Raw genomic sequence first — 26113 nt, forward strand, 5'->3', positions numbered from 1 at the left:
CGTGGGGGTCAGCGCGGGGTGTGATTGTGGTTGGTGAGACCCGTGGTGATGCGGACGGTGGTGCCGGCGGTGCCGGTGACGACCTCCATCGCGTCGGTCAGCTCGCGGGCCAGCCAGAGGCCCCAGCCGCCGGCGGTGTCCGGGGCGGGCCGACTGCGGTCGCCCAGCCGTTGCGGGCTGATCCCGTGCCCGTGGTCGGCGACCTCGCAGACCAGCACACCCGACTCGTGCCAGAGCCGCAGCCAGCCGCGCCCGCCACCGTGTCGCACCGCGTTGGTGATCAATTCGTTGATCGCGAGCACGAAGTCGTCCAGCCGTTGGCCGCTCAGACCCGAGGCATGCGCGCAGGAGGTGACCGAGTGTCGAATCTCGGTCACCTGGGCCTGGTCAAAGGCTTCGGCGATCAGGAGGGCAGGTTCGATGGGCACAACCGTACGCCGTGCGTGCGGGTCTGCGTTCGTCATGGGCCCGTCCCGGCGGCGCATCTCGGAGTATTTCGCGGCTTTTCCACCGTACGTCAGGGTTTCCCGAACCGCACTCGCTGCTCGCCGTGCGCCGGCCCGGTTGTGGCATCCTGACCGCCATGCCGTCGCCGCCGGGTGGGTTCGAGGTGCCGCTGTGGCGTGCGCTCACCGTGTTCAGGCTGGCCTCCCTGGCGTACGTCTGCGCGCTCGCGGTGCGCGACGCCGACCGGTACGCCCACCCGTACGCCGTCGGCGCCCTGATCCTGCTGATGATCGCCTGGACCGGCGCGACCGCGATCGGGTACGCCCGACCGGCCTGGCGGCGCTGGCCGCTGCTGCTGGCCGACCTCGGGGTGGTCATGGCCATCGTGCTGGCGACCCCGTGGGTGGTCGGCCGGACGGCGCTCACCCACGGCGTACCCACCCTGGGGGTGGCCTGGATGGCCGGCCCGGTGCTGGCCTGGGCCGTCTCCGGTGGCCGGCGACGGGGCACTGTCGCCGCGCTGCTGGTCGCCGGCGCGGACCTGGCCACCCGGGAGCGGATCGGCCAGTCCTCGTTCACCGGGGTGATCCTGATGCTGCTCGCCGGAGTGGTGGTCGGGCACGTGGCCCGGCTCGCGGTGAGCGCCGAGGAGCGGTTGCAGCGCGCGGTGGAGCTGGAGGCCGCCACCCGGGAGCGGGAGCGGCTGGCCCGGGACATCCACGACTCGGTGCTCCAGGTGCTGGCGCTGGTGCAGCGGCGCGGCGCGGACCTGCCCGGGGAGGCCGGCGAGCTGGCCCGGCTGGCCGGCGAGCAGGAGGTTGCCCTGCGGGCGCTGATCGCCGGCGCCGGCCCGGCCGCGAGCCTCCCGGACGGCGGCGAGGCGGTGGACCTGCGGACCCTGCTCGGCCGGTACGCCTCCGCGGCTGTGGCGCTCTCCGCCCCGGCCACCCCGGTGCCGCTGCCCCGACGGGTGGCCGGAGAGTTGGCGGCCGCGACCGGCGCGGCACTGGACAACGTGGGGCGGCACGCCGGTGGGCGGGCCTGGGTGCTGATCGAGGACGAGGGGGCGACGGTGACCGTGTCGATCCGTGACGAGGGGCCGGGCATCCCGGACGGTCGGCTGGACGAGGCGGCCGCCCAGGGTCGGCTCGGCGTGACCCAGTCGATCCGGGGCCGGGTGGCCGACGTGGGCGGCACGGTTCGGATCGTGTCCGCCCCCGAGGCGGGCACCGAGATCGAGCTGAGCGTGCCGAGGTCAACGCGGTGAACCCGATCCGGGTGATGGTGGTGGACGACCATCCGATGTGGCGGGAGGGCGTCGCCCGCGACCTGACCGAGGCCGGTTTCCTGGTGGTGGCGACCAGTGGCGAGGGACGACAGGCCATCCGGGTGGCCGCCGCCGCCCGGCCCGACGTCGTCGTTCTCGACCTGCAACTACCCGACATCTCCGGGGTCGAGGTGATCCTGGGGTTGCGCGCGGCACTGCCCGCCGTACGCGTGCTGATGCTCAGTGCCAGCGGCGAACAGCAGAGCGTGCTGGACGCGGTCAAGGCCGGAGCCACCGGTTACCTGGTGAAGTCGACAGCGCCCGCCGAGTTCCTGGAGGCGGTGCACCGCACCGCGGCCGGCGACGCGGTCTTCACCCCCGGCCTGGCCGGGCTGGTGCTCGGCGAGTACCGCCGGCTGGCCGCCGGACCGGGGCGGGGGACCGGCCCGGCCGGCGCTGCCGAACCCGTTACGCCCCAGCTCACCGAACGGGAGACGGAGGTGCTGCGGCTGGTGGCGAAGGGGATGTCGTACAAGCAGATCGCCCAGCGGCTCGGCCTGTCGCACCGCACGGTGCAGAACCACGTGCAGAACACCCTGGGCAAGCTGCAACTGCACAACCGGGTCGAGCTGACCCGGTACGCCATCGAACGTGGTCTGGACGACTGAGCGGACGTCAGACCGAGCGCGGCGGCTCCGTCTCGTGGATGGCCAGCTCCTCGGCGGTCGCTCCGCCTCCGGCCGATCCGGCGTCGTACGCCACCGAATCGGTCTCCTGGTCGGTGTGCGACCCCTCGTCCGGTTCCACCAGCCGGCCTACTGTGGCGTCGGCCACAGTGCCGAGCTGACCGTGGTCGTAGAGGGAGACCGGTGAGTTCGGGTCCGAGGTCGGCCCGGGATCCATCACGTCGGCGTCCAGCTGAGCCTCCGCCGCGGCTTCCAGGTTGTCCGCCTCGAAGGCGATCTTCGGGTCGATGGTGCCGGCCAGCGGGTCGTCCGCCGGGCGCTCGTAGACCTCGCGGTCGAGCTTGTAGTCCAACGACTCACCGTCGAGCTGCTCCTCGGCGGTCGTTCCGAACCGGTCCACCGCCACCGGCGTCCGATCGCCGGGCAGTTGGGCCGGGTCCGGGCCGTCCGCCTCGCGCCCGGTGAGGACGTCGTCGTTGGCGGTCGAGTCGTCATCGGCAGTGTCGGGCAGCCCTTGCGCCTCGGTGTCGGACACGGGGGTCGGGTACTCGTTGTCGCGCATGTCTGATCACTACCCGCTGCCCTGCCGCCGTAACCGGGCGGCCTCCGGAGGTACGTCGCCGAACCGGGCGCCGATGGCGAAAGCCCCGTCAGAGAGCCTCGTCGTCGGGGTGCAGCACACACCAGACGACCTTGCCGTCCGGTACGGCGCTGCTGCCCCAGCGGCGGGTCACAGTGTCGATCAGCAGCAGGCCCCGGCCGCCGGCGCGATTCGGCGGGGAGATCCCGGCGAAGGTCGGCTGACGCGGGGAGTGGTCGCGAACCGCCAGGTGCAGGGTGGTCTCCTGGGGCGCCAGCCGAACCGTCATCGGGGTCCGGGCGTGCGCCACCACGTTGTTGACCATCTCGGTGATCGCGATGCACGCCGGGTCGGTGAGCGTCGGCATGCCCCAGCGCTCGCAACCGGTGGTGACCAGCTCGCGCGCCTGCCGGGCGGCTCCCACCGCCGGAGCCAGGTCGGCGGTGAGCACCGCCGCCAGTGGTGTCGCCGCCACAGCGGCCAGCGCCCCGTCGAGCGTCGGCCAGGCCGGCACCCCGGCGAGCGCGGCGTCCGGATGGGCGGGCCCGTCGACCGCTGGGTCACACAGCAGCAGGTCCGCGGCGGGCCAGTCGGCGACCTCCCGGCGTACGTCGGCGAAGACACCGCGCCCGGCCGGGTCGACGACCCGCAGGCCGGTCACGTCGGCCACCACCGGGCCGGGCCGGGCCAGCAGACGGGCGAGCAGCGCGCCGCGTAGCGCCTCGGCACCAGCGGCATCGAGCACACCGGTCAGCCGGACCACCGCTGACGACTCGTCGATTTCCACGAGACAGCTCGACATGATCGCCCCATTGTGCGCGCCGGTGACGGTGAGCGCATTCGGGCGCTCGACATCGGCCATCAGCGGTCCGACCGGGAGCGGCGGTTGATGGCCGCCAGGGTGCCGACAGCGGTGCCGGCGGCAGCCAGACCGAACGCGGCGGTCATCCGCACCAACTGCCGCCGCCGACCGTGCCAGCCACCGTCCTGGCGTGCCAGAGCATCGGCGTCGAACACGTTGCCACTGCTGTCCACCCGGGCGCCCGGGCCGAACTGGGTGCGGTGGGCGTACCAGCCGAGGGTCCGCTCGACCAGCGCGGGCGCCAGCCGCCACTGCAGGCCGATCAGCCGGGCCGCGCCACCGGCGTACGCCTCGCGGCGGGGCCGGCGCAGCAACCGGACGATGGTCTCGGCGACCATCTCCGGCGGGTAGATCGGCGGAGGCGCCACCAGTTCCCGGCCGCTGTGGTTGCCGGTGTGCCGGAAGAACGGGGTGTCGATCGTGGCCGGCAGCACTGTGCAGACGGAGATGTGACCGCGACCGGTGACCCGCAGCTCCTGTCGGACGGTGTCGGCCAGCCCGCGGATGCCGTGCTTGGAGGCGTTGTACGCCGACTGGTACGGCATGGCCACCTCGGCCAGCACCGAGGCGTTGTTGACCAGCACACCACCACCGGCGGCGCCCAGGTAGGGCAGTGCCGCCTTGATGCCGTGCACCGCCCCGAGCAGGTTGACCTCCAGCACCCGGCGGAACTCGGCGACCGGGATCTCGTCGAACAGCCCCACGGCGCTCACCGCGGCGTTGTTCACCCAGGCGTCGATCCGGCCGAACTCGGCCGCCGCCTGCTCGGCCAGCCGCCGCACCGACTCCAGGTCGGTGACGTCGGTCGGTACGACCAGCGCCCGGCCGCCCAACTCCCGGCAGCGCTGCGCGACCTGTTGCAGGGCGGGCTCGCTGCGGGCGGCCAGCACAACGGCGGCACCCCGGCGGGCCAATGCGTACGCGGTCGCCGTGCCGATCCCGCTGGACGCGCCGGTGATCACCACGGTCGAATCGTCGAGACTGCGGGTCAGCGGCATTCCTGAGCGGTACCCCCGGCCGGCCCTGGTCACACCGGCCACGGCTTGTCGATCATCGTCGAACCCCACTGTCGTGTGCCGCCTGTGCTTGCCGTGGCGCAAGTGTCGGTGGCACTCGCGCTGACTCTTCCTGATCTGCCAGGTTTCGGCTCAGCGTCGCGGGGTTAATGGGACGCTCTGACCGGGAGGACCACCGCCGAGGAAAGATCGCAGGGAGGTGACCCATGCGCGTCGGCCTCGTCTGCGCGCACGCCAGTTCCTACCGCCACGCCGACGGCCCGCCGGTCGGCACCCGACAGCACACCGCGAGGGTCGCCGCCGAGCTGGCCGAGCGAGGCCATGACGTCCGGCTCTACGTACGCCGGGACGACCCGACGCTGCCGGCGACGATGAACGTCGACGGCTACCAGGTGCACCAGGTGCCCGCCGGCCCGCCCACCCCGCTACCCACCGTCGAGCTGATCCCGTACGTGACGGAGGTCGGCCGCTGGCTGGCCGACGAGTGGTCGGGTTCCTGGCGGCCCGAGGTGGTGCACGGGCACTACTGGGTCGGTGGCCTGGCCGCCGCGCACGCCGTCCGGGAGACCGACATTCCGGTGGTGCAGACGTTCCACTCGCTCGGCATCGAGCAGCTGCGTCACCTGGGCGGCCACTACGACGGGCCGGGCCAGCGGATCACGCTGGAGCGCGCATTGACCAGGGCGGTCGACATCGCCGTGGCCCAGTCCAACGACGAGGTCGACGAGCTGACCCGGATGGGTCTGCAACGCAGCTCGGTCGCGTTGGTGCCGGCCGGCGTCGACATCGACCTGTTCCACCCCGACGGCGAGGCAGCACCGCGCGAACAGCGGCCCCGCATCCTCTCGGTGGGCTCGCTGGCCGCCGGGCACGGCCAGGAGGACCTGATCCGGGCGATGCGGCTGGTCGGTGACGCCGAGCTGGTGATCGCCGGTGGGCCGCCGGTCGACCAGTTGGCCAACCATGCTGAGGCACGACGCCTGCGCGAGCTGGCCGAACAGCTCGGCGTCGTCGACCAGGTACGGCTCGTCGGGGCGGTGCCGCACGACCAGATGGCCACCTGGTACCGGTCGGCGGACGTTGTCGCCTGCACGCCGCACTACTCCTCGGCGGGGCGGGTCTCGCTGGAGGCGATGGCCTGCGGGGTGCCGGTGATCGGCTACGCGATGGGCGGCCTGGCGGACGCCGTCGTCGACGAGGTCACCGGTCGCCTGGTGCCCCCCGGTGACGTACGGGCGCTCGGAGTGTCGCTGCGCCGTCTGCTCGCCGACAACGCCGGTCGGTTCGCGTACGGGCACGCCGCGGTGGACCGGGTGCGCAGCAGTTACACCTGGGAGCGGACCGCCGGTGCGTTGGAGCGCCTCTACGAACGGGTGGTGAGTCGCCGCAAGCCGGTCGAGGCCTGAGTCGGCGGTGCTGCTGCGACACCTCTGCCGTGATGCGGTGCCGGACGGTCAGCCCGGCCGGCCGGCACCGACCATGGCGGGGTCCCGACGGCGTGCCACCGAGCGGTGCTGCTGCGGTTCGGCGTACCGGGTCAGGCCGATCACCGCGGCCAGGGTCACCAGGAAGCCGACCGCGGCCAGCCACTCCCGCCCCGGCCAGATCTTGTCGTTGAGCAGCAGCAGGCCGACGATCGCGGCCGGCACCGCGCCGGCGGCGTCCATCGCGGCGACCGCCGCGGTCGTCGAGCCGCGCTGCATGGCCAGACCGAGCAGCAGCTGACCCACTATCGAGTGGGCGATCAGCAGGTAGAACAGCGGGTCGGCGAGGAACGCCTCGGCGGACGGCGCGGATGCCAGTGGCCGGGCGGCGACCGCGGCCGAGCTGAACGCCAGCCCGGCCAGTGAGCCGAGGGCCACCGAACCCGGTGCCCCGTGCAGCCGGACGGCGAAGAAACCGAGCACCGCGATCACGCCCAGCGCCACCAGCAGGGCGATCGAGCCGGCGGTGCCGAGCTGCTTCGACGGCGCCGGCCGGGCGGACAGCACCAGCGCGGTGATCCCCGCGAAGAGCAGCGCCAACAGCACCACCTCCGCCGCCGGCAGCCGCCACTTCAGCACCAGCACCCCGAGGATGGCAGTCACCCCGAGCCCGGCCGCCACGCTGGCCTGCACGAGGAACAGCGGCAGGTCCCGCCGGGCCAGGAAGGCGAGCACGAAACCGCCGATCTGACAGCCGAGGCCGATCAGGTACGTCCGGTGCCCGGCGAGGCGCAGCAGCAGGCCCGGATCGAAGGTGTGGTGGACCGTGGTGCGCGCCGCCGCCACCGACTGGAGCAGGTTGGCGAAGCCGTACGCGACGATCATCGCCGCGAGAAAGCACCAACCGGAGGAGACCACCTGGCGAGGATAGAGGTTGCCGGGGGTCAGCGCTCGGCTGGTCGATTGAGGCGGGCGAGGATGTCGGCGTGCAGCACACCGTTGGTGGCCACCACGCTGCTGTCGGTGCCCGGAGCCCCGGCGGGGGCCGGTTGTCCGGCCAGATCCGTGACCGTGCCACCCGCCTCAGTGACGATCGGCACCAGCGCCGCCACGTCCCACACTGACAACTCCGGCTCAGCCATCACGTCCAGTGCCCCCTCGGCCAACAGCATGTAGCCGTAGAAGTCCCCGTACGCCCGGCTGCGCCAGCTGTCCCGCATCAGGTCGAGCACGGCGTCGAGCCGCCCCGCCTCCTCCCACCCGTTCAGCGACGAGTAGCAGAAGCTGGCATCCGCGACCCCACGCACCGCGGACACACCGATCCGCTCGCCGGCCGCGGGGCCCGGCCCGGCGTACGCGCCCGCACCCGCGCTGGCCCACCAGCGTCGTCCGAGCGCCGGTGCGGACACCACGCCGACCGCCGGCCGGTCGCCGTCGTAGAGCGCGATCAAGGTGGCCCAGATCGGCACGCCACGGACGAAGTTCTTGGTGCCGTCGATCGGATCGATGATCCACCGGCGGCCGTTCGGGTTGGCGGACGACTGCGCGCCGTACTCCTCACCGAGCAGCCCGTCGGCCGGTCGGTGCTCGGCCAGCAGGGCGCGGATCTCCCGCTCCACGGCGGTGTCCGCGTCGGAAACCGGGGTCAGGTCGGGCTTCGCCTCGACGCGCAGGTCGAGCGCCCGGAACCGGGCTGTGGCGATGGCGTCGGCCCGGTCGGCGAGCAGATGGGCGAGGGCGAGGTCGTCGGCGTACCCGGTCATGCCGGCAACCTAGCCCACACCCGTCGGGTCACTCGTCGGGGCCGCGCCGGTCACCCTCGCCGGGGCCGCGCTGGTCGCTGTCGCCGCGCGAGTCACCCTCGCCGGCGCGGGAAGCGAGCAACCGACGGTACGAGGCCAGCCGGCGCGGGTCGGCCTTACCGGCGGCCACCCAGGCGTCCAGCCCACACTCGGCCTCGTCGGCCGTGTGGGGGCAGTTCGGTGGGCAGTCGACGGTGCCCTCGACCAGGTCCGGAAAGCCGTGCAGCAGGCTGTCGGCCGAGACGTGCGCCAACCCGAAGCTGCGGATCCCGGGGGTGTCGATGATCCAGCCCGGGTCGGTGTCGATCCCGTGCACCGGTGGCAGCCGCAGCGCCACCGCGCTGGTCGAGGTGTGCCGGCCCCGGCCGATCGCGCTGACCACGCCGACCGCGCGCAGCGCGTCCGGAACGAGGCGGTTGACCAGCGTCGACTTGCCCACCCCGGAGTGCCCGACCAGCACCGACACCTTGCCGCTCAGCAGCGCGCGGAGCGCGTCGAGGTCGGAGTCGGGACGGTTGAGCACGTAGGGCAGCTCCAGCTCGGTGTAGTAGCCGAGCACCTCCTCCGGCCCGGCCAGGTCGGCCTTCGTGAGGCAGAGCAGCGGCTCGACGTCCGCGTCGTACGCGGCCACCAGGCAGCGGTCGATGAACCCGGTGCGCGGCGGTGGGTCGGCCAACGCGCTGACGATCACCAACTGGTCCGCGTTGGCCACCACGACCCGTTCCAGCCGGCCCTCGGCGGTGGTCTCGTCGTCGTCTGCGGTGCGGCGCAGCACCGAGCGGCGTTCGGCGATCCGGACGATGCGGGCGAGAGCGCCCTCCGCGCCGGACGTGTCACCGACCAGGCTGACCCGGTCACCGACCACCACCGATTTGCGGCCCAACTCGCGGGCCCGCATGGCGGTGACAGTGGGCAGCTCGGCGCCGACCACGCCGCGTTCGGCCCCGGAGAGCACGCAGGTGTAGCGCCCCCGGTCGACGGCGATGACGAACCCGTCGACCGCGTCGGCGTGCTGCGGGCGGGTGCGCGTACGCGGGCGCGACGACTTTCCGGGTCGGACCCGCACGTCGTCCTCGTCGTACTCCCGCCGTTTGGTCGCCAGGACCTGTCCTCTTCTCGCGTCAGCTCTTGCCGGTCACCATCGCTGACCATAGTGCCGGGAACTCGGGCATGGTCTTGGAGGTACACCCCACGTCGTCCACCTCGACGCCCGGAACGGCCAGCCCGGCCACCGCGGCGGCGTGCGCCATCCGGTGGTCGTGGTAGGTGCGGAAGACCCCGCCGCGCAGCGGTCGGGGCCGGATCTCCAACCCGTCCGGTGTTTCGGTGATGTCCGCGCCGAGCCCGCCGAACTCGCGCGCGAGCGCGGCGAGCCGGTCGGTCTCGTGCCCACGGATGTGCCCGACGCCGGTGAACACCGACGGCGAGTCGGCCAGCATGGCCAGCGCGGTCAGCACGAGGGTCAGCTCGCCGACGTCGGACAGGTCGGCGGTCAGACCGTGCACCACGCCGCTGCCACGGACGGTCAGCCCGTCGGTGGAGAGGGTGACCTCACCGCCCATCCGCTGCAGCAGCGAGCGGAGTTTCTCGACCGGCTGCGCGCTGCTGTGCGGCCAACCCTGAAGGGTCACCTCGCCGCCGGTGACCAGGGCGGCGGCGAAGAACGGCACGGCACCGGAGAGGTCCGGCTCGATGTCCCAGCCGCGCCCGGTGAGCGGGCCGGGCTCGACGGCCCAGACGTCGGGGGTGCTGTCGTCGACAGCCGCGCCGGCGGCCCGCAGCATCTGCACCGTCATCCGAAGGTGCGGCGCGGAGGGCACCGGCGGGCCGACGTGGCGGACCACGACGCCCCGGTCGAAGCGCGGGGCGGCCAGCAACAACCCGGAGACGAGTTGGCTGGAGGCGGACGCGTCGATCACGACCTCGCCACCGGTGATCCGGCCGGTGCCGAGCACTGTCAGCGGCAGGCTGCCGGTGCCGGTGACGTCGATCCGGACGCCCAGCGAGCGCAGCGCGCCGACCAGCGGGCCGAGTGGCCGGGTGCGCACGTACGGGTCACCGTCGAAGGTGACCTGCCCGTCGGCCAGGCCCGCCACCGGCGGCACGAACCGCATCACGGTGCCGGCCAGCCCGACGTCGACGTGGGCGGGGCCGGCCAGCGGGTGCGGTCGGACCAGCCAGCGCTCGTCGTCGCTGATCGAGACGTGCGCACCCATCGCGCGCAGGCCGGCGGCCATCAACTCGGTGTCACGGGCGCGCAGTGGCCGGGCCAGCGTCGACGGGCCGGCGGCCAGCGCGCTGAGCACCAGGGCCCGGGCGGTCATCGATTTGGAACCGGGCAGGCGCAGCGTCGCCGCCACCGGGTCGGATGCGGTCGGTGCGGTCCACGGCTGCGGCGGCCGGGTCGCGGTCAGGTTGCCCACGGTTACATTCTGCCGTGTCGGCGGGCGGGCGGCGGCGCCCGGCGTTCGTACTCCCGGTTGGCGGGACAGCCGACGGGGCCTCCGACGCGTTAGCGTGTGCCCCATGTGCGGCAGGTACGCGACGACCCGGAGCTCCGGCGAGCTGAGCGCGCTGTTCGAGTCGTCCGACGACTCCGACGGCCTGGTCCGGGCGGACCACAACGTCGCGCCGACCGACCCGGTGCCGCTGGTCCGGGTCAGCCCGGAGGGGCACCGCAGCCTCTGTGTCGGCCGCTGGGGTCTGCTGCCGCACTGGTCCCGGTCCGCCTCGGGAGCCGCTCGGATGATCAACGCGCGGGCGGAGACGGTGGCCACCAGCCGGGCGTACGCCGGCTCCTTCTCCCGTCGCCGTTGCCTGGTCCCGGCCGACGGCTGGTACGAGTGGGTCCGGTTGCCCGACGGCGGGCGACAGGCGTACTTCATGACCCCCCGGGACGGCTCGGTGCTCGCGCTGGCCGGCATCTGGTCGGTCTGGGAGTCCGACGCCGAGACCCGGCTCACCTTCAGCGTGTTGACCACCGCGGCGCTCGGCGACCTGGCCGAGGTGCACGACCGGATGCCGGTGCTGCTGCCCCCTGAGCGGTGGTCGTCGTGGCTCGCGCCGACCGACGAGCCGGGGCGGCTGCTCACTCCGGCGTCGGCGGAGCAGTTGGCGGGGCTGGAAATCCGCCCGGTGGGTGCGGCGGTGGGAGACGTTCGCAACGACGGGCCACAGCTGACCGCGCGGGTGGCGGTGGCGCCGACGGTGTCACCGCAGGAGCTGACCCTGTTCTGACGCCGCCGTGCATCGTCGGCCGCCGATTTGCCAGGTTCCGCGCGATTCGTCTCCTGGCTGTTCAGTCATGTTCCCGGCAGACCCTTGTCCCGGTGTTGTTAAGTGCGATAGAACACAGCGCCGGTAGTGGCTGTCGGTCCGCACGGGGCGGACGACGTCCACAGCTTTTGCCGGTCCCACGGGGGAGGTGGGTGGATGACACGGGCACGTATGCCGCGCCCGCACGAGGTGGCAGCGGCGCGGCGAGATCCGCGACTGCTGCGGGCCGTGCGAGAACGGCGACAGGACGACGCTTGGCGCACCAGAGGAACCTGCCAGAGCGTCGATCCGGAGACATTCTTTCCGGCACCGAACGAGCCGGCGGACGCCGCCGTCGCGCTGTGTCGCAGTTGTGACGTGCAGGGGTCCTGCCTGGCCTGGGCCCTCGACGTCGGTGACTGTCACGGCGTGTGGGGCGGCACCACGCCGCGGGAACGACGGGCGATGCTGGTCGCCTGGCGCGGCGAGGTCGAACCCGATCCGGACGCCATCGACGATGCCGGCCCGCCGGTGCGCGATCGCCTGCTCGCCCTGGTTCCGCTGAGCTGATCGGCGGCCCGGTTCGCACCCGACGCCCGTCCGGCGGCGCAGAATAGGCCGGTGCCAGCCAGCAACGAGATCGACACCCCGCGCGGTCCGGCGCGGATCGACACCGACCTGCCGGTCCGCCCGGTCACCGCCCTGCTCGTCCTCGGGCACGGCGCGGGCGGCAGCGTCGACGCGCCCGACCTGCTCGCGGTCCGGGACGCGTCGGTGGCGGCCGGCCTGGCGGTGGTCCGGGTGACGCAGCCCTACCGGGTCGCCGGGCGACGTGCGCCGGCACCGGCAGGTCACCTCGACGAGGCCTGGACGGCGGTGCTCGCCGAGCTGCGTGACCGGCACGCCGACGTGCCGACGGTGGTGGTCGGTGGGCGTTCCAGCGGCGCACGGGTCGCCTGTCGGACGGCCCGTGCGGTGGGCGCGGTGGGCGTGGTCGCGTTGGCCTTTCCACTGCACCCGCCCGGCCGGCCGGAACGATCGCGCGCCGCTGAACTGGGCACCGGCCTGCCGACGTTGGTCGTCAACGGCGACCGGGATCCGTTCGGGACGCCGGAGCCGGGACCGGCCGTGCAGGTGGTGAGCCGTCCCGGTGAGACGCACGACCTGCGCCGGGATCCGGCCGGCACCGCCGCCGCCGTTCGCGACTGGCTGTCCGCCCAGGGCTGGGCGGCCAACTGACCGGTCGCGCCCGGCTCGCCGTGGCAACCGTTTCCGGGGCGGGCACGGGTCGTTGCATCCGATGGTGCCGCCGGCCCGAGCAGAGCCGGTGACACCAGTCCTCCCAGGCCCTTCCTGGTCCCAGCGCCGGCCGCCGTCGGGGCCGGGACCAGGAACGGGGAGGGGCGGACGGAATGCCCCAGTGGTCATCTCGCGTTACTACCCCCGGACGACTTTTCTGTGAGGGGGTGACCGGTGCCAACCGAGACACGAAGCCTGGAACGGGACGAGCGGGACGCCCGGCAGCTGAAGCGGCTGCTGGATGGCCCGGAGTGGCCCGCGACGGCGGGACCGGGCGGGGTGGGTGCGGTGAGCACGGGCACACCGGCCGGAAGTGAATCTGCGGGCAGGTCCGTGCGCGTATCCTCGGCGGGAAAGCATCCGACGCGAGGGGATGTGCGGTTGACCACCGAGAAGACGGACGAGCGCAGGGCCCGATTCGAGCGGGACGCGATGCCATTCGTCGATCAGCTCTACGCTGCTGGGCTGCGAATGACACGCAACCCGGCGGATGCCGAGGACCTGGTCCAGGAGACGTACCTGAAGGCGTACGCGGCCTTCCACCAGTTTGAGCAGGGCACGAACCTCAAGGCCTGGCTCTACCGGATCCTGACCAACACCTACATCAACTCCTACCGCAAGCGGCAGCGCCAGCCGATCCAGGCGCCCACCGAGGAGATCACCGACTGGCAGCTCGCCGAGGCCGAGTCGCACACCTCAAGCGGGTTGCGCTCGGCCGAGACGGAGGCACTGGACCGGCTGCCGGACAGTGACGTCAAGGAGGCCCTCCAGCAGTTGCCGGAGGAGTTCCGGCTGGCCGTCTACCTCACCGATGTCGAGGGCTTCTCCTACAAGGAGGTCGCGGACATCATGGGCACGCCGATCGGCACCGTGATGTCGCGTCTGCACCGGGGCCGTCGTAATCTGCGCAAGCTGCTCGAGCGTTACGCGGGAGAGCGGGGCTTCAGTGCGGCCCGCTCGGCGAAGGGCTCGACCGCCGCTGCCGGCCGGGAGGTGTGACGTGAGCTGTGGGGAGCCGCACGAGACGGACTGCCGCGAAGTGCTCGCGGAGGTGTATCTCTACCTGGATCTGGAGTGCGCCGACGAGCGCCGCTCACTGATCCGGCACCACCTGGACGAGTGCGGGCCCTGCCTGCGCGAGTACGGGCTGGAGCAGGAGGTGCGGGCGTTGGTGGCGCGTTGCTGTGGCAACGAGACCGCGCCGGATCAGCTGCGCGAGCGGCTGCGGGTCAAGCTCACCGAGCTGGTCGTTTTCGAGACCAGCGACTCCCGTGAGCTGGCCGACTGATCGTCTGAGCTGGCCGACCGAGCGTCGGCACGAGCTGGCAAGACCGGTGGCCCGGGTCGATGTTGACCCGGGCCACCGGTGTGCCCGGCCTCCGGCCGGGTCGAGCTGAGCGGCGACGGGCAACCGGCCCGTCGACCCGTTCAGGAGTTGGGACGCTTGCCGTGGTTCGCGGCGTTCTTCTTACGAGCCTTCTTCTTCCGGGACTTCTTCGCCATGCTGACCTCCTCGTGATGGGTCGGATCCGTCCTGCGCACGACCTCGGCGCGGATGCGGCCACCGGCGGTCCGGCGTCGGGTCCGACCCGCTGATGGTAGTGCTGTCGACACCCGCCGCCTTCCCCAGGGCGGGCCTGCCATCCCGGCTGTGCCGCTGCGCGCCCACCACCGGTCGACGCATGATTGGATACATCGGCAGGCACGTCGCGAAGAGGGAGGGCCTGGACATGGCCGAGGAGATCCGCGCCGAGATGGTGGCCAACGTCTGGAAGGTCGTCGCCACGGCGGGTGACACGGTGACCGAGGGCGACACCCTGGTGATCCTCGAGTCGATGAAGATGGAGATCCCGGTCGTCGCCGAGTCCGATGGTGTGCTCCAGCAGCTCGTCGTCAACGAGGGCGACGTCGTGCAGGACGGTGACCTGATCGCCGTGATCGCTTGACCGGGTTGCGGGTCCGTCCGGCCGAGTCGGCCGACTTCCCGGCGGTGGCCCGGCTGACCGTGGCCGCGTACGAGGCGGACGGCCAGCTCAAGGGCGAGCACGGGTACGGCGAGGTGCTGGCCGACGTGTCGACCCGAGCCGCCAGTGGCGAGGTGCTGGTCGCGGTCGACGAGGTGACCGGGGCGGTGCTCGGCTCGGTGACGTTCGTGCTGCCGGGCACCCCGTTCGCCGAGCTGGCCGGGCCGGGCGAGGCGGAGTTCCGGATGCTCGCGGTCGACCCGGGCGCTCAGGGGCGGGGTGTGGGTGCCGCGCTGGTCGAGGCGTGTGTCGACCGGGCGACAGTGTTGGGTTGCACGGCGGTGGTGATCTGCGTACGGGCCGGGATGGCTGATCCGGCGCACCGGCTCTACTCGCGGCGCGGTTTCGTCCGTTCGCCGGAGAAGGACTGGTCGCCGCTGCCGGGTGTGGACCTGCTCGGCCTTCGGCTGGAGCTGACGCGCGGCTGAGCCGGCGACCGACGAGCCCGGGCCGGCGCGGTCACGCCCGGTCAGGCGTTGGGCTGCGTGCCGATGGCGGCCAGCAGTTCGTCGGCCACCTCCAGGGCGAGCTTGCGGCGTTCGTCGTCGCTGATGTGCGGCGCGCGGACCGCGAACCAGCTGGTGTGCACCGCGAAGATTGACAGCGCGGCGCGTAGCTGGGCGGCGGGGGATTCATCGCCCCGGCAGAGCGCGTCCGCCAGCTCCAACATCCGACCGCGCATCTTCTGCCCGGAGGAGAGGCTCTTGAGCGCGGTCTGGTTCTGCTCGAAGAAGCGCATCACCGACGGCTGGGTGCCGTCGAACATCGTGTCGGCGTACCGGGAGATCAGCTCGCGCCGGGTGGCCAGGGTGGCGGGCTGGGTGGCGGCCCAGGCGATCAGTGCGTCCATCCCCTCCAGCCGGTCCTCGACGAAGCTGGCGACGATGTCGTCCTTGCTCTTGAAGTGGTAGTAGAGCGCGGCCTTGGTGACGTTGAGGCGCTCGGCGATTTCCCGGAGCGAGGTCTTCTCGTACCCCTGCTCGGTGAAGAGTTCGAGCGCGACGGCCTTGATCCGTTCCCGCGTTCCGCCGCCTGTGCTCTCGCTCACGCACGCCCTCCAAATGGCTTGACCGTTACTCGTACCCAACTTACCGTGCGGCTAGTAAGGTGACTAGCCGGGCGGCAAGTAAGTACGGCAATCTTCGGGGGGAGCTTACCCATGACTCAGGCAACCCAGGCCGGCACGCGACCCAACAACATCCGGGTCGTGCTGTTCGGGCTGATGATCGCGATGATGCTCGCGATGCTCGACAATATGATCGTCAGCACCGCGTTACCGCGGATCGTCGGCGAGTTCGGCGGGCTCAACCACTTCACCTGGGTGGTTACCGCGTACGTCCTGGGCACCACCGTCTCCACCCCGATCTGGGGCAAGCTCGGTGACCTCTACGGCCGCAAGTCAGTCTTCCTGACCTCGGTCGTCGTCTTCCTGGTCGGCTCCGCCCTCTGTGGCATGGCCGGCTCCGGGATGCTCGGCGGTCCGGAGGACGGCATGGTCCAGCTCATCGCCTTCCGGGCCGTGCAGGGCCTCGGCGCCGGCGGCCTCATGGTCGGCGTGATGGCGATCATCGGTGACCTGGTCCCGCCCCGCGAGCGCGGGCGCTACCAGGGCATGATCGCCGGCATCATGGCCATCGCCATGGTCGCCGGCCCGCTGGCCGGCGGATTCATCACCGACCACCTCTCCTGGCGCTGGGCGTTCTACGTGAACCTGCCGCTGGGCGGAATCGCGCTGCTCGTGCTGATCACCACCATGCACCTGCCGAAGTACCGCACCGAGCACCGGATCGACTGGCTCGGCGCCGGGCTGCTCTCGGTCGGCATCACCGCGATCGTGCTCATCACCACCTGGGGCGGCAACGAGTACGACTGGACGTCGCCGCAGATCCTCGGTCTGGCCGTGCTGGCCGTCGTCGCGTTGGTGGCGTTCGGCCTGGTGGAACGCCGGGTCCAGGAGCCGATCCTGCCGCTGGCGCTCTTCGCCAACCGCAACTTCGCGCTGATCTCGGTGATCGGCTTCCTGCTCGGCTTCGCGATGTTCGGCGCGATGAACTTCCTGCCGCTCTACCAGCAGACCGTGCAGGGGGCATCGGCCACCAACAGCGGTCTGCTGCTGCTGCCGCTGATGTTCGGCATGCTGGTCGTCTCGCTGGTCATCGGCCGGGCGATCACCCGCAACGGCAGGTACCGGGCGTACCCGATCATCGGTGGTGTGGTGATGACCGCGGGCATGGCGCTGCTGTCCATGCTCGACACCGACACCAGCAAGCTGATGTCCTCGCTCTACATGATCGTGCTCGGCGTCGGCATGGGCTTCCTCATGCAGACGTCGATGCTGATCGCGCAGAACAGCGTGGAGCAGAAGGACCTTGGCGCTGCCAGCGGCGCGGCCACCTTCTTCCGGTCGATCGGCGGCTCGTTCGGCATCTCGCTGTTCGGCGCGATCTTCGCCAACCGGCTGGCCAGCTCCGAGGGCGGTCGGGCCTTCGGTGGCGGCGAGGCCGGCGCCGGCATGGACCTGGAGAAGCTCAAGGAGTTGCCCGCTCAGGCGCGCGAGGCGGTGCTCGGTGGCCTCTCCGACGCCATCTCGCACGTCTTCCTCTGGGCGGTGCTCTTCACCATCGTGATCCCGGTGCTCGCCTGGTTCATCAAGGAGATCCCGCTGCGCACCGCGAACGAGGCGCCGCCGCAGGCCACCCCGGAGGAGGACGCCGAGGTCGCCCTCGGCAAGGCCCCGGTCGCCTGACCCAACCGCGCGACACGCGCCGCGTCGACCGTCACGGTCGGCGCGGCGCGCGCCTGCTCAGGCGTTGCCAGAGGCGGCGCAGAGGGTTGCGGGGGCGGGGGAGCCGGGGGGAGTGGGCGGCCAGCAGTTCGGTGGCCAGTGCCGCCGTCGCCGGATCCAACTGCGGGGCGGCGAGTGCCAGGTGAGCCAGCGAAGCGGCGATCGGGACCGGTCGGCTCCGCGCCACGGCAGCCGCGTCGGCCAGCCGCTCCGCCACAACCCGGGCCACGTCCGACCGCACCGACGGGTCCACCCAGGCGGCGGTGACCAGGGCGAACAGTGCCGCCTCGGTGACCCAGTCCTCGACGCCCCAGATCAGATCGAGCAGCACCCGACGCCGGGTCGAGCCCTCCCACGGCTCGTCGGTGCGGTGGTGCAGCAGCCCCAGACAGGCCCACACCTGCACGCCACGGACCCAGACCGACGGGTCGTGGGCCGCCAGCAGCCGACCCACCGCGTTGGCCGGCGCCGCCGGCGGGTGCACCAACAGGCCGAGCAGGTCGCCCAGGTCGAGGCCGGCCAGGCCCACCGCCGCGTCGTACGCCGCCGGTGGGTGTGCCCACGCCGGGTGAGCGATCTGCCCGATCCGTTCGACCGCCGTCGCCGATGGCGCCGCCAGCGCGGGTGTGGGGACCGCGTCCGCGTAGTGCCACAACCGCGCAGCGGTCTCCCGCCGGGGCTCGCGCGGGTCGGGCTCCGGCGCGCCGACGACCTCGATCCGCAGCCCGGGGGCGGTGGAGATCGCCGTCCCGACCGCGCTCGGCGGGGCGGCGGCGGGTAGGCGGACGGCACCGCCGAGACCGTTGTCGTCATCGGCCACCGCCTGGCGCATCGCGTCGACCAGGGGCCCACCGGCCGGGGTGAGTTGGCCGAGCCAGGGCCGACCTCGGCAGCACTGGGCCAGGTCGCCGTGCTCGTGGCTGTCGTCCGGATGGTCCCGCACAAAGTCGGCGAGCGCGACCAGGTGGGCGAGGTCACCGTCGCGCAGGTGCCGCAGGCGGTGGGCGGTGTGCACAGCGCAGTCGAACGACGGATCGCGCGCCAGCGCCCGCTCGGTCCACTCCAACGCCTCGTCCAGCCGGCCGATCTCAGCCAGGGTGCCGGCGATGTCCGCGTAGATCGCCAGGTCGTCGGGGTCGAGCTCGACGGCCCGACCGAGGGCCGCGAGGCCGTCGCGGGTCCGGCCCGAGCTGCGGTACGCGTACCCGAGCCACACCTCGCCCATCTTCGAGGGCTGTGCGCGTACCCCTCGGGTGGCCCAGCGGACCGCCAGCTCGACCTCACCGAGGCGCCGGGCCAGCGCGGACGCCGCGCCCAGCAGCAGGCCGTGTTCGGGGTGCACGGTGGCGGCGTTGCGGGCGAGCGTGAGGTACGGGGTCAGCGGGGCCCGGCCCATCCGTGGCACCGGGTCGGGCAGTGCGGCGCAGACCTGCATGAGGACGCGGGCGATGTGCTCCGGGTCCAGTCGTTCGGCCAGCTCGGGCGCGGTGACCCAGGGCACGCCGGCCCACTCGGTGCCGGGGGCGTACGACGTCGCCGCGGCCAGCAGCTCCAGCCCTTCGGCAGGGCGCCCGGCGGTGGCGAGGAGGTGGGCGCGGGCGACGACCGCACCGACGAAGGTGTGGTGATTGATCGGGAAGAGGTCGAGGCCGCCGCCGCTCGTCGCGGCGAGCCGGGCCAGCGTCTCGTGCACCTCCGGCAGGGTGGGGGCCCGTGCCAGAGCGCCGGCGAGGTGGCCGGCGGCGTGGTGCAGGTCGCCCTCGTCGAGTGCCAGCCGGGCCAGCGCCAGCTCCTCCGTCGCGGAGAGCGCGGGATCGTCCGTTCCCTCGGGCACGTCGTCCTCTCGTGGCAGTTAGACCGGGCACAACGGGTAAAGCCTAGTTGATATTGAGATCAACTGGTGATCACCTGCGCAGTCCTGCTCGTTCGATTGCTGAGATACGCTCAAAAGTGCAAGACTGAGCAAGAATCGCGCGGCAACCGCGCAGGGGGAGGGGTTTCCGTGACACGTGCAGGGGCTGGAATGGCCGCCGACATCGACGAGCAGCCAGCTGGCTACGCGCGCCTGCTCTCCGCTGCCAACGCCGCCGAGATCGCCCGGGTGGCGGCGGTCATCGCGGAACGTCGGCCACGGCACGTGGTCTTCACCGCGCGGGGCACCTCCGATCACGCGGCGCTCTACGGGGCGTACCTGACCGAGATCCGGCTCGGCCTGCCCGCCGGGCTGGCGTCGCCCAGCGTCGTCACCCTGTACGGGGCCCGCCCCGACCTCTCCGATGCGCTGGTCGTCGGGGTCAGCCAGAGCGGCGGCTCGCCCGACCTGGCCGAGGTGCTGCGCGCCGCCCGAGCCTCCGGTGCGCTGACCCTCGCGGTGACCAACGCCCCCGACTCGCCGCTGGTCGACGTGGCCGAGCTGAGCGTCGACATCGCCGCCGGGCACGAGCGGGCGGTGGCCGCCACCAAGACGTACACCGCCGAGCTGCTCGCCCTGCTGATGCTGGTGGAGGGGATCCGGGCCGGCGACGGCGTGCTCCCGAAGGCCGAACGGGAGGCGCTCGACGCACTGCCCGAGCTGGCCGCCCGCACCCTGGCCGACGGCACCCCGGCCCAGCTCGCCCCGCGTTACCGGTTCGCCCGTCAGCTGGTCACCACCGGCCGGGGGTACGCGTACCCGACCGCCCGGGAGGCCGCGCTGAAGCTGATGGAGACCTCGTACCTGCCGGCGCTCGCCTTCTCCGGTGCCGACCTGCTGCACGGCCCGCTCGCGATGACCGACCCGGAGGTCCCGGTGCTCGCCGTGGTCGGCTCCGGCCCCGGTGGCCGGTCGATGGGTGAGGTGCTGCCCCGCCTCGGCGAACGCCGCGCCGACGTCGTGGTGGTCGGCTCCGCCGACGTGCCGGGCGCCACCCGGCTGGCCGTCCCCGAGGTCGACGAGCGGTACGCCCCGCTGCTGGACATCCTGCCGATGCAGCGGTTGGCGCTGGCACTGGCACTCACCCGAGGCGAGGACCCGGACGCGCCGCGCGGGTTGAAGAAGGTCACCGCGACGATGTGAGACGCGGCGTGGCACCCTGGTCACCGTGTCCACGCTGCGCGACCTCGCCGAGGAGCACACCCATCTCCGTCCGGCCGACATCGACCACCTGCACCGGATTGCCGGCGACTGGCAACTGCTCTCCGACCTGTCCTTCGCTGACCTGCTGCTCTGGGTGCCGGTCGACGCCGACGGCACGTTCCTCTGCGTCGCCCAGGTGCGCCCGACCACCGCACCGACCGCCTACCAGGACGACCAGGTGGGTCGGATCGTCGGCGGGCCGGAGGTGGCCCACCTGGGGGTGGCGTACTCCCAGGGCCGTATCTGGCGCGAGGGCGACCCGGTCTGGTACGGCGACGTGCCTGCCCGGCACGAGGCGATCCCGGTTCGGCTGCGTACCGCCGAGGGGGAGGCCGGCGAGGTGATCGCCGTGGTGGGGCGGGACACCAACCTCTCCACCGCGCGTACGCCCAGCCAGCTGGAGCTCAACTACCTCACCACGGCCGACGACCTGGCGCAGATGATCGCGGACGGCACCTTCCCGCCGCCGAGGCATCCGGGCGAGACCACCTCGGCACCCCGGGTCGGCGACGGCCTGGTCCGGCTCGACGCCGGCGGCAAGGTCACCTATGCCAGCCCGAACGCGCAGTCCGCGTACCGCCGACTGGGCTACGCCTCGCACCTGGTGGGGGAGGACCTGGCCGCGTTGCACCGCCGTTTGGCCGGTGACCCGCTGGACGGCACCGAGGCCTCGAACGGCATCCTGGCCGCGCTGCGCGGTGAGGCGCCACCCCGCCGGGAGATCGACGCACGAGGTGCCACGATGCTCACCCGGGCGCTGCCGCTGATGCCGGCCGGGGTGCCGATCGGAGCGTTGGTGCTGGTCCGGGACATCACCGAGGTCCGCCGCCGGGACCGGGCACTGATCACCAAGGACGCCACCATCCGGGAGATCCACCACCGGGTGAAGAACAATCTCCAGACGGTGGCAGCGCTGCTGCGGTTGCAGGCCCGCCGGGTGGCGATGCCGGAGGCCCGGGTCGCGCTTGAGGAATCGGTCCGTCGGGTCGCCTCGATCGCCCTGGTGCACGAGACGCTCTCGATGTCCAGCGACGAGGCGGTGGAGTTCGACGGGATCGTCGACCGGGTGGCCAGCGCGGCGACCGAGGTCGCGGCGACCGAGGTGAGCGTCGGCATGCGCCGGCGGGGCAGCTTCGGTGTACTGCCGGCGGAGATCGCCACCTCGCTGGTGATGGTCCTCAACGAGTTGCTGCTCAACGCCGTCGAGCACGGCTTCCCGCCGGCCGACGAGGCGGACGAGGCGCCGGTGGCCGCCGCCTCCGGCATGGTGCCGGTCGCCGCTCCCGAGGTGGACCCGTCGCTGCGGCCCGAGGTGGTGGTCTCCGCGCACCGGTTCCGCAAGATGCTGCACGTCTCGGTGACCGACAACGGGCGCGGCCTTCCCCCGGACTTCGACGCCGAACGCGGCAGCCGGCTCGGCCTCCAGATCGTCCGAGCCCTGATCACCGGGGAGCTGCGCGGCACCATCGAACTGCGCGCCGGCGCCAACGGTGGCACCGAGGCCATGCTGGTGGTCCCGCTGGCCCGCAGCACCCACGACGGCCGCTCGCAGGCCTGACCGCCGCGCCGCCCGCCTCCTTCCGCGTGCTGCGGACCGGCGGCCGGCCCGGCGGAGGCGCGCCTAGCCGTAGCCAGAGCGCTGGCAGCGCGCGACGCGTTCGCGGGCCCGACGTGGCGGCGTGTCGGGCCCGAGCGGTCTTGCCGTTGTGAGCGATATACCTGTGGGTCATATTTATGACCCACAGGTATATCGGCTACTGAAGTGGTGGCGGTTTGACGGCTGGCGGGGCGACCGGCCGGGGTTTCCGGCGGACCGCCGGCCGGGCTGCGCCGCCAGACCGGGTGATCGGCCGCGGCCGCCCCAGGCGGTGATGGGCCCGAGGGAATGACGGGCCGAGTGGGAATGGCCCGAGCAGCGACGGGCCCGAGGCGGCAACCCGGGGCTGTGTCAACGGGTCAACGGTCCGGGCGGCTGGTCAGCAGGGCGACGGTGAGGCCGGGGCGCTGCCAGACCTGGGTGACGATGAAGTCCCTGCGCAGCGCGTCGCCCTTGGCGCCGGGCACGGCGGCCAGCGGCTCGGTGGGCCGGCCGGAGACGACGAGCCACACCCGTGTCGTACCGGCCAGGCACTGTGCTGGCTGTGAGCACTCGGCGGCCCACAGATCGCCGCGGCGGACCTCGTCCTCGGTGACCAGCACGTCGCGTGGCGGGTCGCTGAGGTGGTACTCGATGCCGAGATCGAGGAAGAGCCAGCTGTGCCGGGGCGAGTAGACCACCGCGTCCCCCGGGCGTTGACCGTCGGCGATCACCCGGGCCGCCCCCGCGTAGTCCACCGGCGCGCTGCGTGGCCACTCGTGGGTCCGTCGCAGCGCGGCCTGGTCGGGTAGGCCGAGCAGCCCGGCCAGGACCACCACGACGAGCGCGGCGGGAGCGGCCACGGCGGCCAGCGCCGCGCCCGCCAGCAGGCACGCGAAGGGCACCACGAAGACCAGGTACCGGGGCACCCACAGCGGTACGACAGTGCCGGCGGCGAAGAGCAGCAGTACGGGCAGCAGCACCGCGCCGACCGGCAGCAGTGCGCGTCGCCCGAGTCGGGCCGCGCCCAGCGCGGCGACCCCGACCAGCAGTCCACCGACCACACTGCTCTGGGTGACGCCGCCGGGCAAGGCGGTGAGGTCGTCCAGCCGGGCCAGGTGGACCCAGTTCAACTGCCGGGACTGCTGGGCCCGGGCCTTGACCAGCAGCGGGCCGGTCAGCAGCGCGACCGGCACCACGGCGACCAGCCACCGCCACACCCGCCGGTCCCGCCCGGCGTCGGGCTGGTACGGGGTGGCGATGCCGGCCGGGGCCGGGCCCCGCCACCAGGCGATGAGAACGACCAGCGCGTGGGCGGCGAGCACTGTGAGCGCGATCAGGTGAATGAGCCCGAGAGCGGCGACGGCAGCGGCGTAACCGGCCCAACGGGCCCAGCTCGGTCGACGCAGCGCGGTCACCAGCAGCACTGTGGCGAGCACGGCGAGCATGGTGGCCAGCGCGTACGGGCGAGCCTCCTGCCCGTAACGGGAGGTGCCGGGGAGCACCGCGAACAGCAGCCCGGCGAAGAGGCCGCCGCGCCGGTCGACGAGCCGCGCGCCGAGCACGGCGAGCAACCCGGCGGCCACTGTCATCGCCAACACTGCCGGTACGCGCAGGGCGATCGTGGAGTCGCCGAAGACCCTCGCCCAGAGGTGCATCAGCAGGTAGTACGGCCCGGTGGCGGCGTCGATGGTGCCGGCCAGTCGGGCCAGGTCGCCGGGCGACCGGGTGGCCGCGCTCCACGTCGCCAGCTCGTCGCGCCAGAGCTGGGCGGATCCCAGCCCGGTCACTGTCACCGCCACTGTCAACAGCGCCGGGGGGAGCCAGACCGGCAGGCGGCGCAGGTGCTCCCACGCCGCTCCGGCCGACCTCTCGGACAATTGCCCCACGGTCCGAGCCTGCCACGGCCACCCCCTCCGTGGGCGTCAGCCGGCGGCAGGTGGCGGGCGCCAGGCGGGCATCACGTCGTTCGGCCGGGCGGTCTTCGCCGGATCACGCTCCACGAGTTCGTCGAGAACGGCGTCGATTTCGGCCATCAGCTCGTCGTCGAGCCGTACCGTGGCCGCCTTGGCCGTCTCGGCGAGCTGTTCGGGCCGTGACGCGCCGACGATCGCGCCCGCCACGGTCGGCCGGCGCAGCACCCACGCCACCGCCAACTGGGCCATCGTGCAGCCGGCGGCCTGGGCGATCGGCCGGAGCTGGCGTACCCGGGAGAGCAGCAGATCCGACGAGTAGCGGGCGATGAACGAGCCACCGAAACCGTCGGTGGCCCGGGAGCCGGCGGGCGGGCGTCGGCCAGGTTCGTACCGACCGGTCAGCACGCCCATCGCGAGCGGCGACCAGGCGAGCTGGCCCAGGCCGAGGTCGGCGCAGGCGGGCGACACCTCGGCCTCCACCACCCGCCACAGCATGGAGTACTGCGGCTGGTTGGCGATGAACGGGATGTGCAGCTCGGCGGCGAGCCGGAGGCCCGCGCGCAGCTGCGGGGCGGTCCACTCGGAGGCGCCGACGTAGAGCACCTTGCCCTGGCGGACCAGGTCGGCGAAGGCGAGCATCGTCTCCGCCAGCGGCACGCTGTCGTCGTACCGGTGCGCCTGATAGAGGTCGAGGTAGTCGGTGCCCAGCCGGCTCAGCGAGGCGTGACAGCCCTCGATGATGTGCTTGCGGGACAGCCCGGCGTCGTTGGCCCCCGGCCCGACCGGCAGGCACACCTTCGTGCACAGCTCGATCGAGCTGCGCCGGACGCCCCTCAGCGCCTTGCCCAACGCCTGCTCGGCCCGCCCCTGGGCGTACCGGTCGGCGGTGTCGAACGTGGTGATGCCCGCGTCCAGGGCGGCGGTCACGCACGCGGCCGCCGCGTCGTCGTCGAGCTGGTTGCCGTGGGTGACCCAGTTGCCGTACGCGACCGCGCTGACGCGCAGGCCCGACCGGCCCAGTTGCCTGTACTCCATGGCGAGAATCGTCGGGCCGCCCGGCGCTGTCGCCGAACCGTTCGAACGTGGTCGAATCGGTGGGTGATCGAGGTCCGGTTCTCGCCCGACGACCTGAGCCGGGTCAGGTTCGTGCACTCGCCCCTGGCCGAGTTGGTGGCCAGCTCCTGGGCGTTACGCAAGCCGGCGAAGTACTGGATGCACCGGCCATGGCGGGAGCGTGCGGAGCGGTTGCTGCCGGATGCCGGCCTGGAACCGCTGTTGGCGGTGCTCAGGTCGTCCAACGGTTACGTGCCGGATTTCCTCACCCCGATCGGAGTGGCACCGAACCTGGCCGCCGAGCTGCGGGCGGTCGCCGGCACCGATCCGTCCCGGATGCGCCGGCAACTGGAGCGGGCCGGCGCACCCCGGCTGTCCCCGGACGAGTTGGTCACGCAACTCCACAGGTACTTCACAGTGCTGATCGCACCGGACTGGCCCCGGCTGCGGGCGCTCGCGCTGGCCGACATCCGGCGGCGGACGCTGCTCGCCGCCGAGCAGGGCGGGCGGACCCTGCTTCGCGAGGTGCACCCGTTGATCCGGTGGGACGGCGCGGCGCTGCGGGTCGCCGTCGGCACGACAGTGCCGGCCGGCCTGGACGGACGCCCGTGGACGCTGCTGCCCACCGCGTTCTCCGGGCCGACGGTGCACGCGATCATGGAGGGCGACGCCGGGCCCGCCCTCTGCTATCCGCCGACCGGGCTGGGCGGGCTGTGGGATTCGCCGGCGCCCAGCGCGGCGCTCGGCGCCCTGCTCGGCGGTACCCGGGCGGCGGCGCTCTCCCTGCTCGACTCGCCGCTGAGCACCGGGGAGCTGGCCGCGATGCTGGGTCTCGCGCCGGCGACAGCGTCGCACCACCTCACCACGCTGCGGGACAACGGCCTGATCGTCGGCGTACGACAGGGGCGGGTGGTGCGTTATGCCCGAACTGCCCTTGGTGACCAGCTGGTCGGCTGAGCCGCGGCCCGTGATGTGGGATCCAGCACGCGGACATTGGCCGGCCCCC

General features: G+C 72.7%; 25 protein-coding genes and 2 pseudogenes. 14 read left to right on the forward strand and 13 right to left on the reverse strand.

The genetic code is table 11. From position 1 onward, the window contains the following. Positions 1-8: 8 nt before the first annotated feature. The gene (locus tag GUI43_RS09140) at positions 9-464 is read right to left on the reverse strand and encodes an ATP-binding protein (protein WP_112600981.1); all 456 of its coding nucleotides are present in this window, start codon (positions 462-464) and stop codon (positions 9-11) included. A 119-nt stretch (positions 465-583) separates the two neighbouring features. On the opposite strand from GUI43_RS09140, the gene macS reads away from it, so the two are divergent. Together macS and GUI43_RS09150 are read left to right on the forward strand one after the other, a co-directional pair. Further along, positions 584-1714, forward strand: coding sequence for a MacS family sensor histidine kinase (gene macS, locus GUI43_RS09145; protein WP_112583683.1), 1131 nt, complete (start codon positions 584-586; stop codon positions 1712-1714). A 14-nt stretch (positions 1715-1728) separates the two neighbouring features. Further along, complete coding sequence (locus GUI43_RS09150; protein WP_112583792.1) at positions 1729-2382, forward strand: response regulator; 654 nt, start codon at positions 1729-1731, stop codon at positions 2380-2382. A gap of 7 nt (positions 2383-2389) precedes the next feature. On the opposite strand, the gene GUI43_RS09155 is transcribed toward GUI43_RS09150, so the two are convergent. The 3 genes from GUI43_RS09155 to GUI43_RS09165 all read right to left on the reverse strand — a co-directional run bounded on the left by GUI43_RS09155 (position 2390) and on the right by GUI43_RS09165 (position 4840). Continuing rightward, on the reverse strand, positions 2390-2962 hold the full coding sequence (locus tag GUI43_RS09155; protein WP_112583682.1) for a DUF5709 domain-containing protein: 573 nt from the start codon (positions 2960-2962) through the stop codon (positions 2390-2392). Positions 2963-3050: 88 nt separating this feature from the next. Continuing rightward, the gene (locus GUI43_RS09160; protein WP_112583681.1) at positions 3051-3842 is read right to left on the reverse strand and encodes an ATP-binding protein; all 792 of its coding nucleotides are present in this window, start codon (positions 3840-3842) and stop codon (positions 3051-3053) included. Continuing rightward, on the reverse strand, positions 3842-4840 hold the full coding sequence (locus tag GUI43_RS09165) for an SDR family oxidoreductase (RefSeq protein WP_112583791.1): 999 nt from the start codon (positions 4838-4840) through the stop codon (positions 3842-3844). The genes GUI43_RS09160 and GUI43_RS09165 overlap by 1 nt, the downstream gene beginning before the upstream one ends. 224 nt (positions 4841-5064) lie before the next feature. Here GUI43_RS09165 and GUI43_RS09170 point away from each other — a divergent pair, with 224 nt between their 5' ends. Continuing rightward, on the forward strand, positions 5065-6264 hold the full coding sequence (locus GUI43_RS09170; protein ID WP_112583680.1) for a glycosyltransferase: 1200 nt from the start codon (positions 5065-5067) through the stop codon (positions 6262-6264). Here the strand turns inward: GUI43_RS09170 and GUI43_RS09175 are convergent. The 4 genes and pseudogenes from GUI43_RS09175 to aroA form a co-directional block, all read right to left on the reverse strand. Further along, a pseudogene (locus tag GUI43_RS09175) lies at positions 6222-7167 on the reverse strand (DMT family transporter). The gene GUI43_RS09170 and the pseudogene GUI43_RS09175 overlap by 43 nt on opposite strands. Positions 7168-7226: 59 nt before the next feature. Further along, positions 7227-8045: a histidinol-phosphatase gene (gene hisN / locus GUI43_RS09180; protein WP_112600960.1), complete on the reverse strand. Its 819-nt coding sequence runs from the start codon at positions 8043-8045 to the stop codon at positions 7227-7229. Between the two features lie 28 nt (positions 8046-8073). Then, positions 8074-9150 carry a ribosome small subunit-dependent GTPase A gene (gene rsgA, locus GUI43_RS09185; RefSeq protein WP_112583678.1) on the reverse strand — a complete coding sequence of 359 codons (1077 nt, stop codon included), beginning with the start codon at positions 9148-9150 and terminating at the stop codon, positions 8074-8076. 55 nt (positions 9151-9205) lie between these two features. Continuing rightward, complete coding sequence (aroA, locus tag GUI43_RS09190) at positions 9206-10507, reverse strand: 3-phosphoshikimate 1-carboxyvinyltransferase (RefSeq protein ID WP_112583677.1); 1302 nt, start codon at positions 10505-10507, stop codon at positions 9206-9208. A 103-nt stretch (positions 10508-10610) separates the two neighbouring features. Here aroA and GUI43_RS09195 point away from each other — a divergent pair, with 103 nt between their 5' ends. The 5 genes from GUI43_RS09195 (at position 10611) to rsrA (ending at position 13926) form a co-directional block, all read left to right on the forward strand. Next, a complete protein-coding gene (locus tag GUI43_RS09195; protein ID WP_112583676.1) occupies positions 10611-11321 on the forward strand; it encodes an SOS response-associated peptidase in 711 nt (236 codons plus the stop codon). Between the two features lie 195 nt (positions 11322-11516). Then, on the forward strand, positions 11517-11909 hold the full coding sequence (locus tag GUI43_RS09200; protein ID WP_091406097.1) for a WhiB family transcriptional regulator: 393 nt from the start codon (positions 11517-11519) through the stop codon (positions 11907-11909). A gap of 51 nt (positions 11910-11960) precedes the next feature. Continuing rightward, positions 11961-12578: an alpha/beta hydrolase family protein gene (locus GUI43_RS09205; RefSeq protein WP_112698554.1), complete on the forward strand. Its 618-nt coding sequence runs from the start codon at positions 11961-11963 to the stop codon at positions 12576-12578. 234 nt (positions 12579-12812) lie between these two features. Next, positions 12813-13637 carry a sigma-70 family RNA polymerase sigma factor gene (locus tag GUI43_RS09210; protein ID WP_112583674.1) on the forward strand — a complete coding sequence of 275 codons (825 nt, stop codon included), beginning with the start codon at positions 12813-12815 and terminating at the stop codon, positions 13635-13637. A gap of 1 nt (position 13638) precedes the next feature. Next, the gene (rsrA, locus tag GUI43_RS09215; protein ID WP_030490399.1) at positions 13639-13926 is read left to right on the forward strand and encodes a mycothiol system anti-sigma-R factor; all 288 of its coding nucleotides are present in this window, start codon (positions 13639-13641) and stop codon (positions 13924-13926) included. A gap of 140 nt (positions 13927-14066) precedes the next feature. On the opposite strand, the gene GUI43_RS35115 is transcribed toward rsrA, so the two are convergent. Next, entirely contained in the window at positions 14067-14180 is a 114-nt protein-coding gene (locus GUI43_RS35115) for a 50S ribosomal protein bL37 (protein WP_370453046.1), read from the reverse strand. A gap of 182 nt (positions 14181-14362) precedes the next feature. Here GUI43_RS35115 and GUI43_RS09220 point away from each other — a divergent pair, with 182 nt between their 5' ends. Continuing rightward, positions 14363-14584 carry a biotin/lipoyl-binding carrier protein gene (locus GUI43_RS09220; RefSeq protein WP_181518367.1) on the forward strand — a complete coding sequence of 74 codons (222 nt, stop codon included), beginning with the start codon at positions 14363-14365 and terminating at the stop codon, positions 14582-14584. Beyond that, positions 14581-15090 (forward strand): GNAT family N-acetyltransferase, encoded by a 510-nt coding sequence (locus GUI43_RS09225; protein WP_112583673.1) that lies wholly within the window; start codon positions 14581-14583, stop codon positions 15088-15090. Before GUI43_RS09220 ends, GUI43_RS09225 begins: the two co-directional genes overlap by 4 nt. Here GUI43_RS09225 and GUI43_RS09230 read toward each other — a convergent pair. After that, positions 14991-15710, reverse strand: a pseudogene (locus GUI43_RS09230) (TetR/AcrR family transcriptional regulator). The gene GUI43_RS09225 and the pseudogene GUI43_RS09230 sit on opposite strands and share 100 nt — an antisense overlap. 111 nt (positions 15711-15821) lie before the next feature. Here GUI43_RS09230 and GUI43_RS09235 point away from each other — a divergent pair. Beyond that, complete coding sequence (locus GUI43_RS09235) at positions 15822-17408, forward strand: MDR family MFS transporter (protein ID WP_091406083.1); 1587 nt, start codon at positions 15822-15824, stop codon at positions 17406-17408. 31 nt (positions 17409-17439) lie between these two features. Here the strand turns inward: GUI43_RS09235 and GUI43_RS09240 are convergent, their stop codons facing one another. Beyond that, on the reverse strand, positions 17440-19281 hold the full coding sequence (locus tag GUI43_RS09240; protein ID WP_112698555.1) for a tetratricopeptide repeat protein: 1842 nt from the start codon (positions 19279-19281) through the stop codon (positions 17440-17442). 189 nt (positions 19282-19470) lie between these two features. Between GUI43_RS09240 and GUI43_RS09245 the strand changes: the two genes are divergently transcribed. Together GUI43_RS09245 and GUI43_RS09250 are read left to right on the forward strand one after the other, a co-directional pair. Beyond that, a complete protein-coding gene (locus GUI43_RS09245) occupies positions 19471-20502 on the forward strand; it encodes an SIS domain-containing protein (protein ID WP_112583670.1) in 1032 nt (343 codons plus the stop codon). A 25-nt stretch (positions 20503-20527) separates the two neighbouring features. Next, the gene (locus GUI43_RS09250) at positions 20528-22120 is read left to right on the forward strand and encodes a PAS domain-containing sensor histidine kinase (RefSeq protein ID WP_112600963.1); all 1593 of its coding nucleotides are present in this window, start codon (positions 20528-20530) and stop codon (positions 22118-22120) included. Between the two features lie 398 nt (positions 22121-22518). Here GUI43_RS09250 and GUI43_RS09255 read toward each other — a convergent pair whose 3' ends face one another. Together GUI43_RS09255 and GUI43_RS09260 are read right to left on the reverse strand one after the other, a co-directional pair. Continuing rightward, the gene (locus GUI43_RS09255) at positions 22519-24027 is read right to left on the reverse strand and encodes a glycosyltransferase family 39 protein (protein ID WP_112698556.1); all 1509 of its coding nucleotides are present in this window, start codon (positions 24025-24027) and stop codon (positions 22519-22521) included. 36 nt (positions 24028-24063) lie between these two features. Further along, positions 24064-25089: an aldo/keto reductase family protein gene (locus GUI43_RS09260; RefSeq protein WP_112600965.1), complete on the reverse strand. Its 1026-nt coding sequence runs from the start codon at positions 25087-25089 to the stop codon at positions 24064-24066. A gap of 63 nt (positions 25090-25152) precedes the next feature. Between GUI43_RS09260 and GUI43_RS09265 the strand changes: the two genes are divergently transcribed. Next, complete coding sequence (locus tag GUI43_RS09265) at positions 25153-26064, forward strand: ArsR/SmtB family transcription factor (protein WP_112600966.1); 912 nt, start codon at positions 25153-25155, stop codon at positions 26062-26064. Positions 26065-26113: the final 49 nt, after the last annotated feature.

The sequence above is a fragment of the Micromonospora noduli genome (assembly GCF_003264365.1).
GTDB classification, from domain to species: domain Bacteria; phylum Actinomycetota; class Actinomycetes; order Mycobacteriales; family Micromonosporaceae; genus Micromonospora; species Micromonospora noduli.

Coding starts and splice junctions, on each gene's coding strand:
- GUI43_RS09140 (WP_112600981.1), bottom strand. CDS start 464: ATGACGAACGCAGACCCGCACGCACGGCGTACGGTTGTGCCCATCGAA.
- macS (WP_112583683.1), top strand. CDS start 584: ATGCCGTCGCCGCCGGGTGGGTTCGAGGTGCCGCTGTGGCGTGCGCTC.
- GUI43_RS09150 (WP_112583792.1), top strand. CDS start 1,729: ATGGTGGTGGACGACCATCCGATGTGGCGGGAGGGCGTCGCCCGCGAC.
- GUI43_RS09155 (WP_112583682.1), bottom strand. CDS start 2,962: ATGCGCGACAACGAGTACCCGACCCCCGTGTCCGACACCGAGGCGCAA.
- GUI43_RS09160 (WP_112583681.1), bottom strand. CDS start 3,842: ATGGCCGATGTCGAGCGCCCGAATGCGCTCACCGTCACCGGCGCGCAC.
- GUI43_RS09165 (WP_112583791.1), bottom strand. CDS start 4,840: ATGCCGCTGACCCGCAGTCTCGACGATTCGACCGTGGTGATCACCGGC.
- GUI43_RS09170 (WP_112583680.1), top strand. CDS start 5,065: ATGCGCGTCGGCCTCGTCTGCGCGCACGCCAGTTCCTACCGCCACGCC.
- hisN (WP_112600960.1), bottom strand. CDS start 8,045: ATGACCGGGTACGCCGACGACCTCGCCCTCGCCCATCTGCTCGCCGAC.
- GUI43_RS09195 (WP_112583676.1), top strand. CDS start 10,611: ATGTGCGGCAGGTACGCGACGACCCGGAGCTCCGGCGAGCTGAGCGCG.
- GUI43_RS09200 (WP_091406097.1), top strand. CDS start 11,517: ATGACACGGGCACGTATGCCGCGCCCGCACGAGGTGGCAGCGGCGCGG.
- GUI43_RS09235 (WP_091406083.1), top strand. CDS start 15,822: ATGACTCAGGCAACCCAGGCCGGCACGCGACCCAACAACATCCGGGTC.
- GUI43_RS09245 (WP_112583670.1), top strand. CDS start 19,471: ATGGCCGCCGACATCGACGAGCAGCCAGCTGGCTACGCGCGCCTGCTC.
- GUI43_RS09260 (WP_112600965.1), bottom strand. CDS start 25,089: ATGGAGTACAGGCAACTGGGCCGGTCGGGCCTGCGCGTCAGCGCGGTC.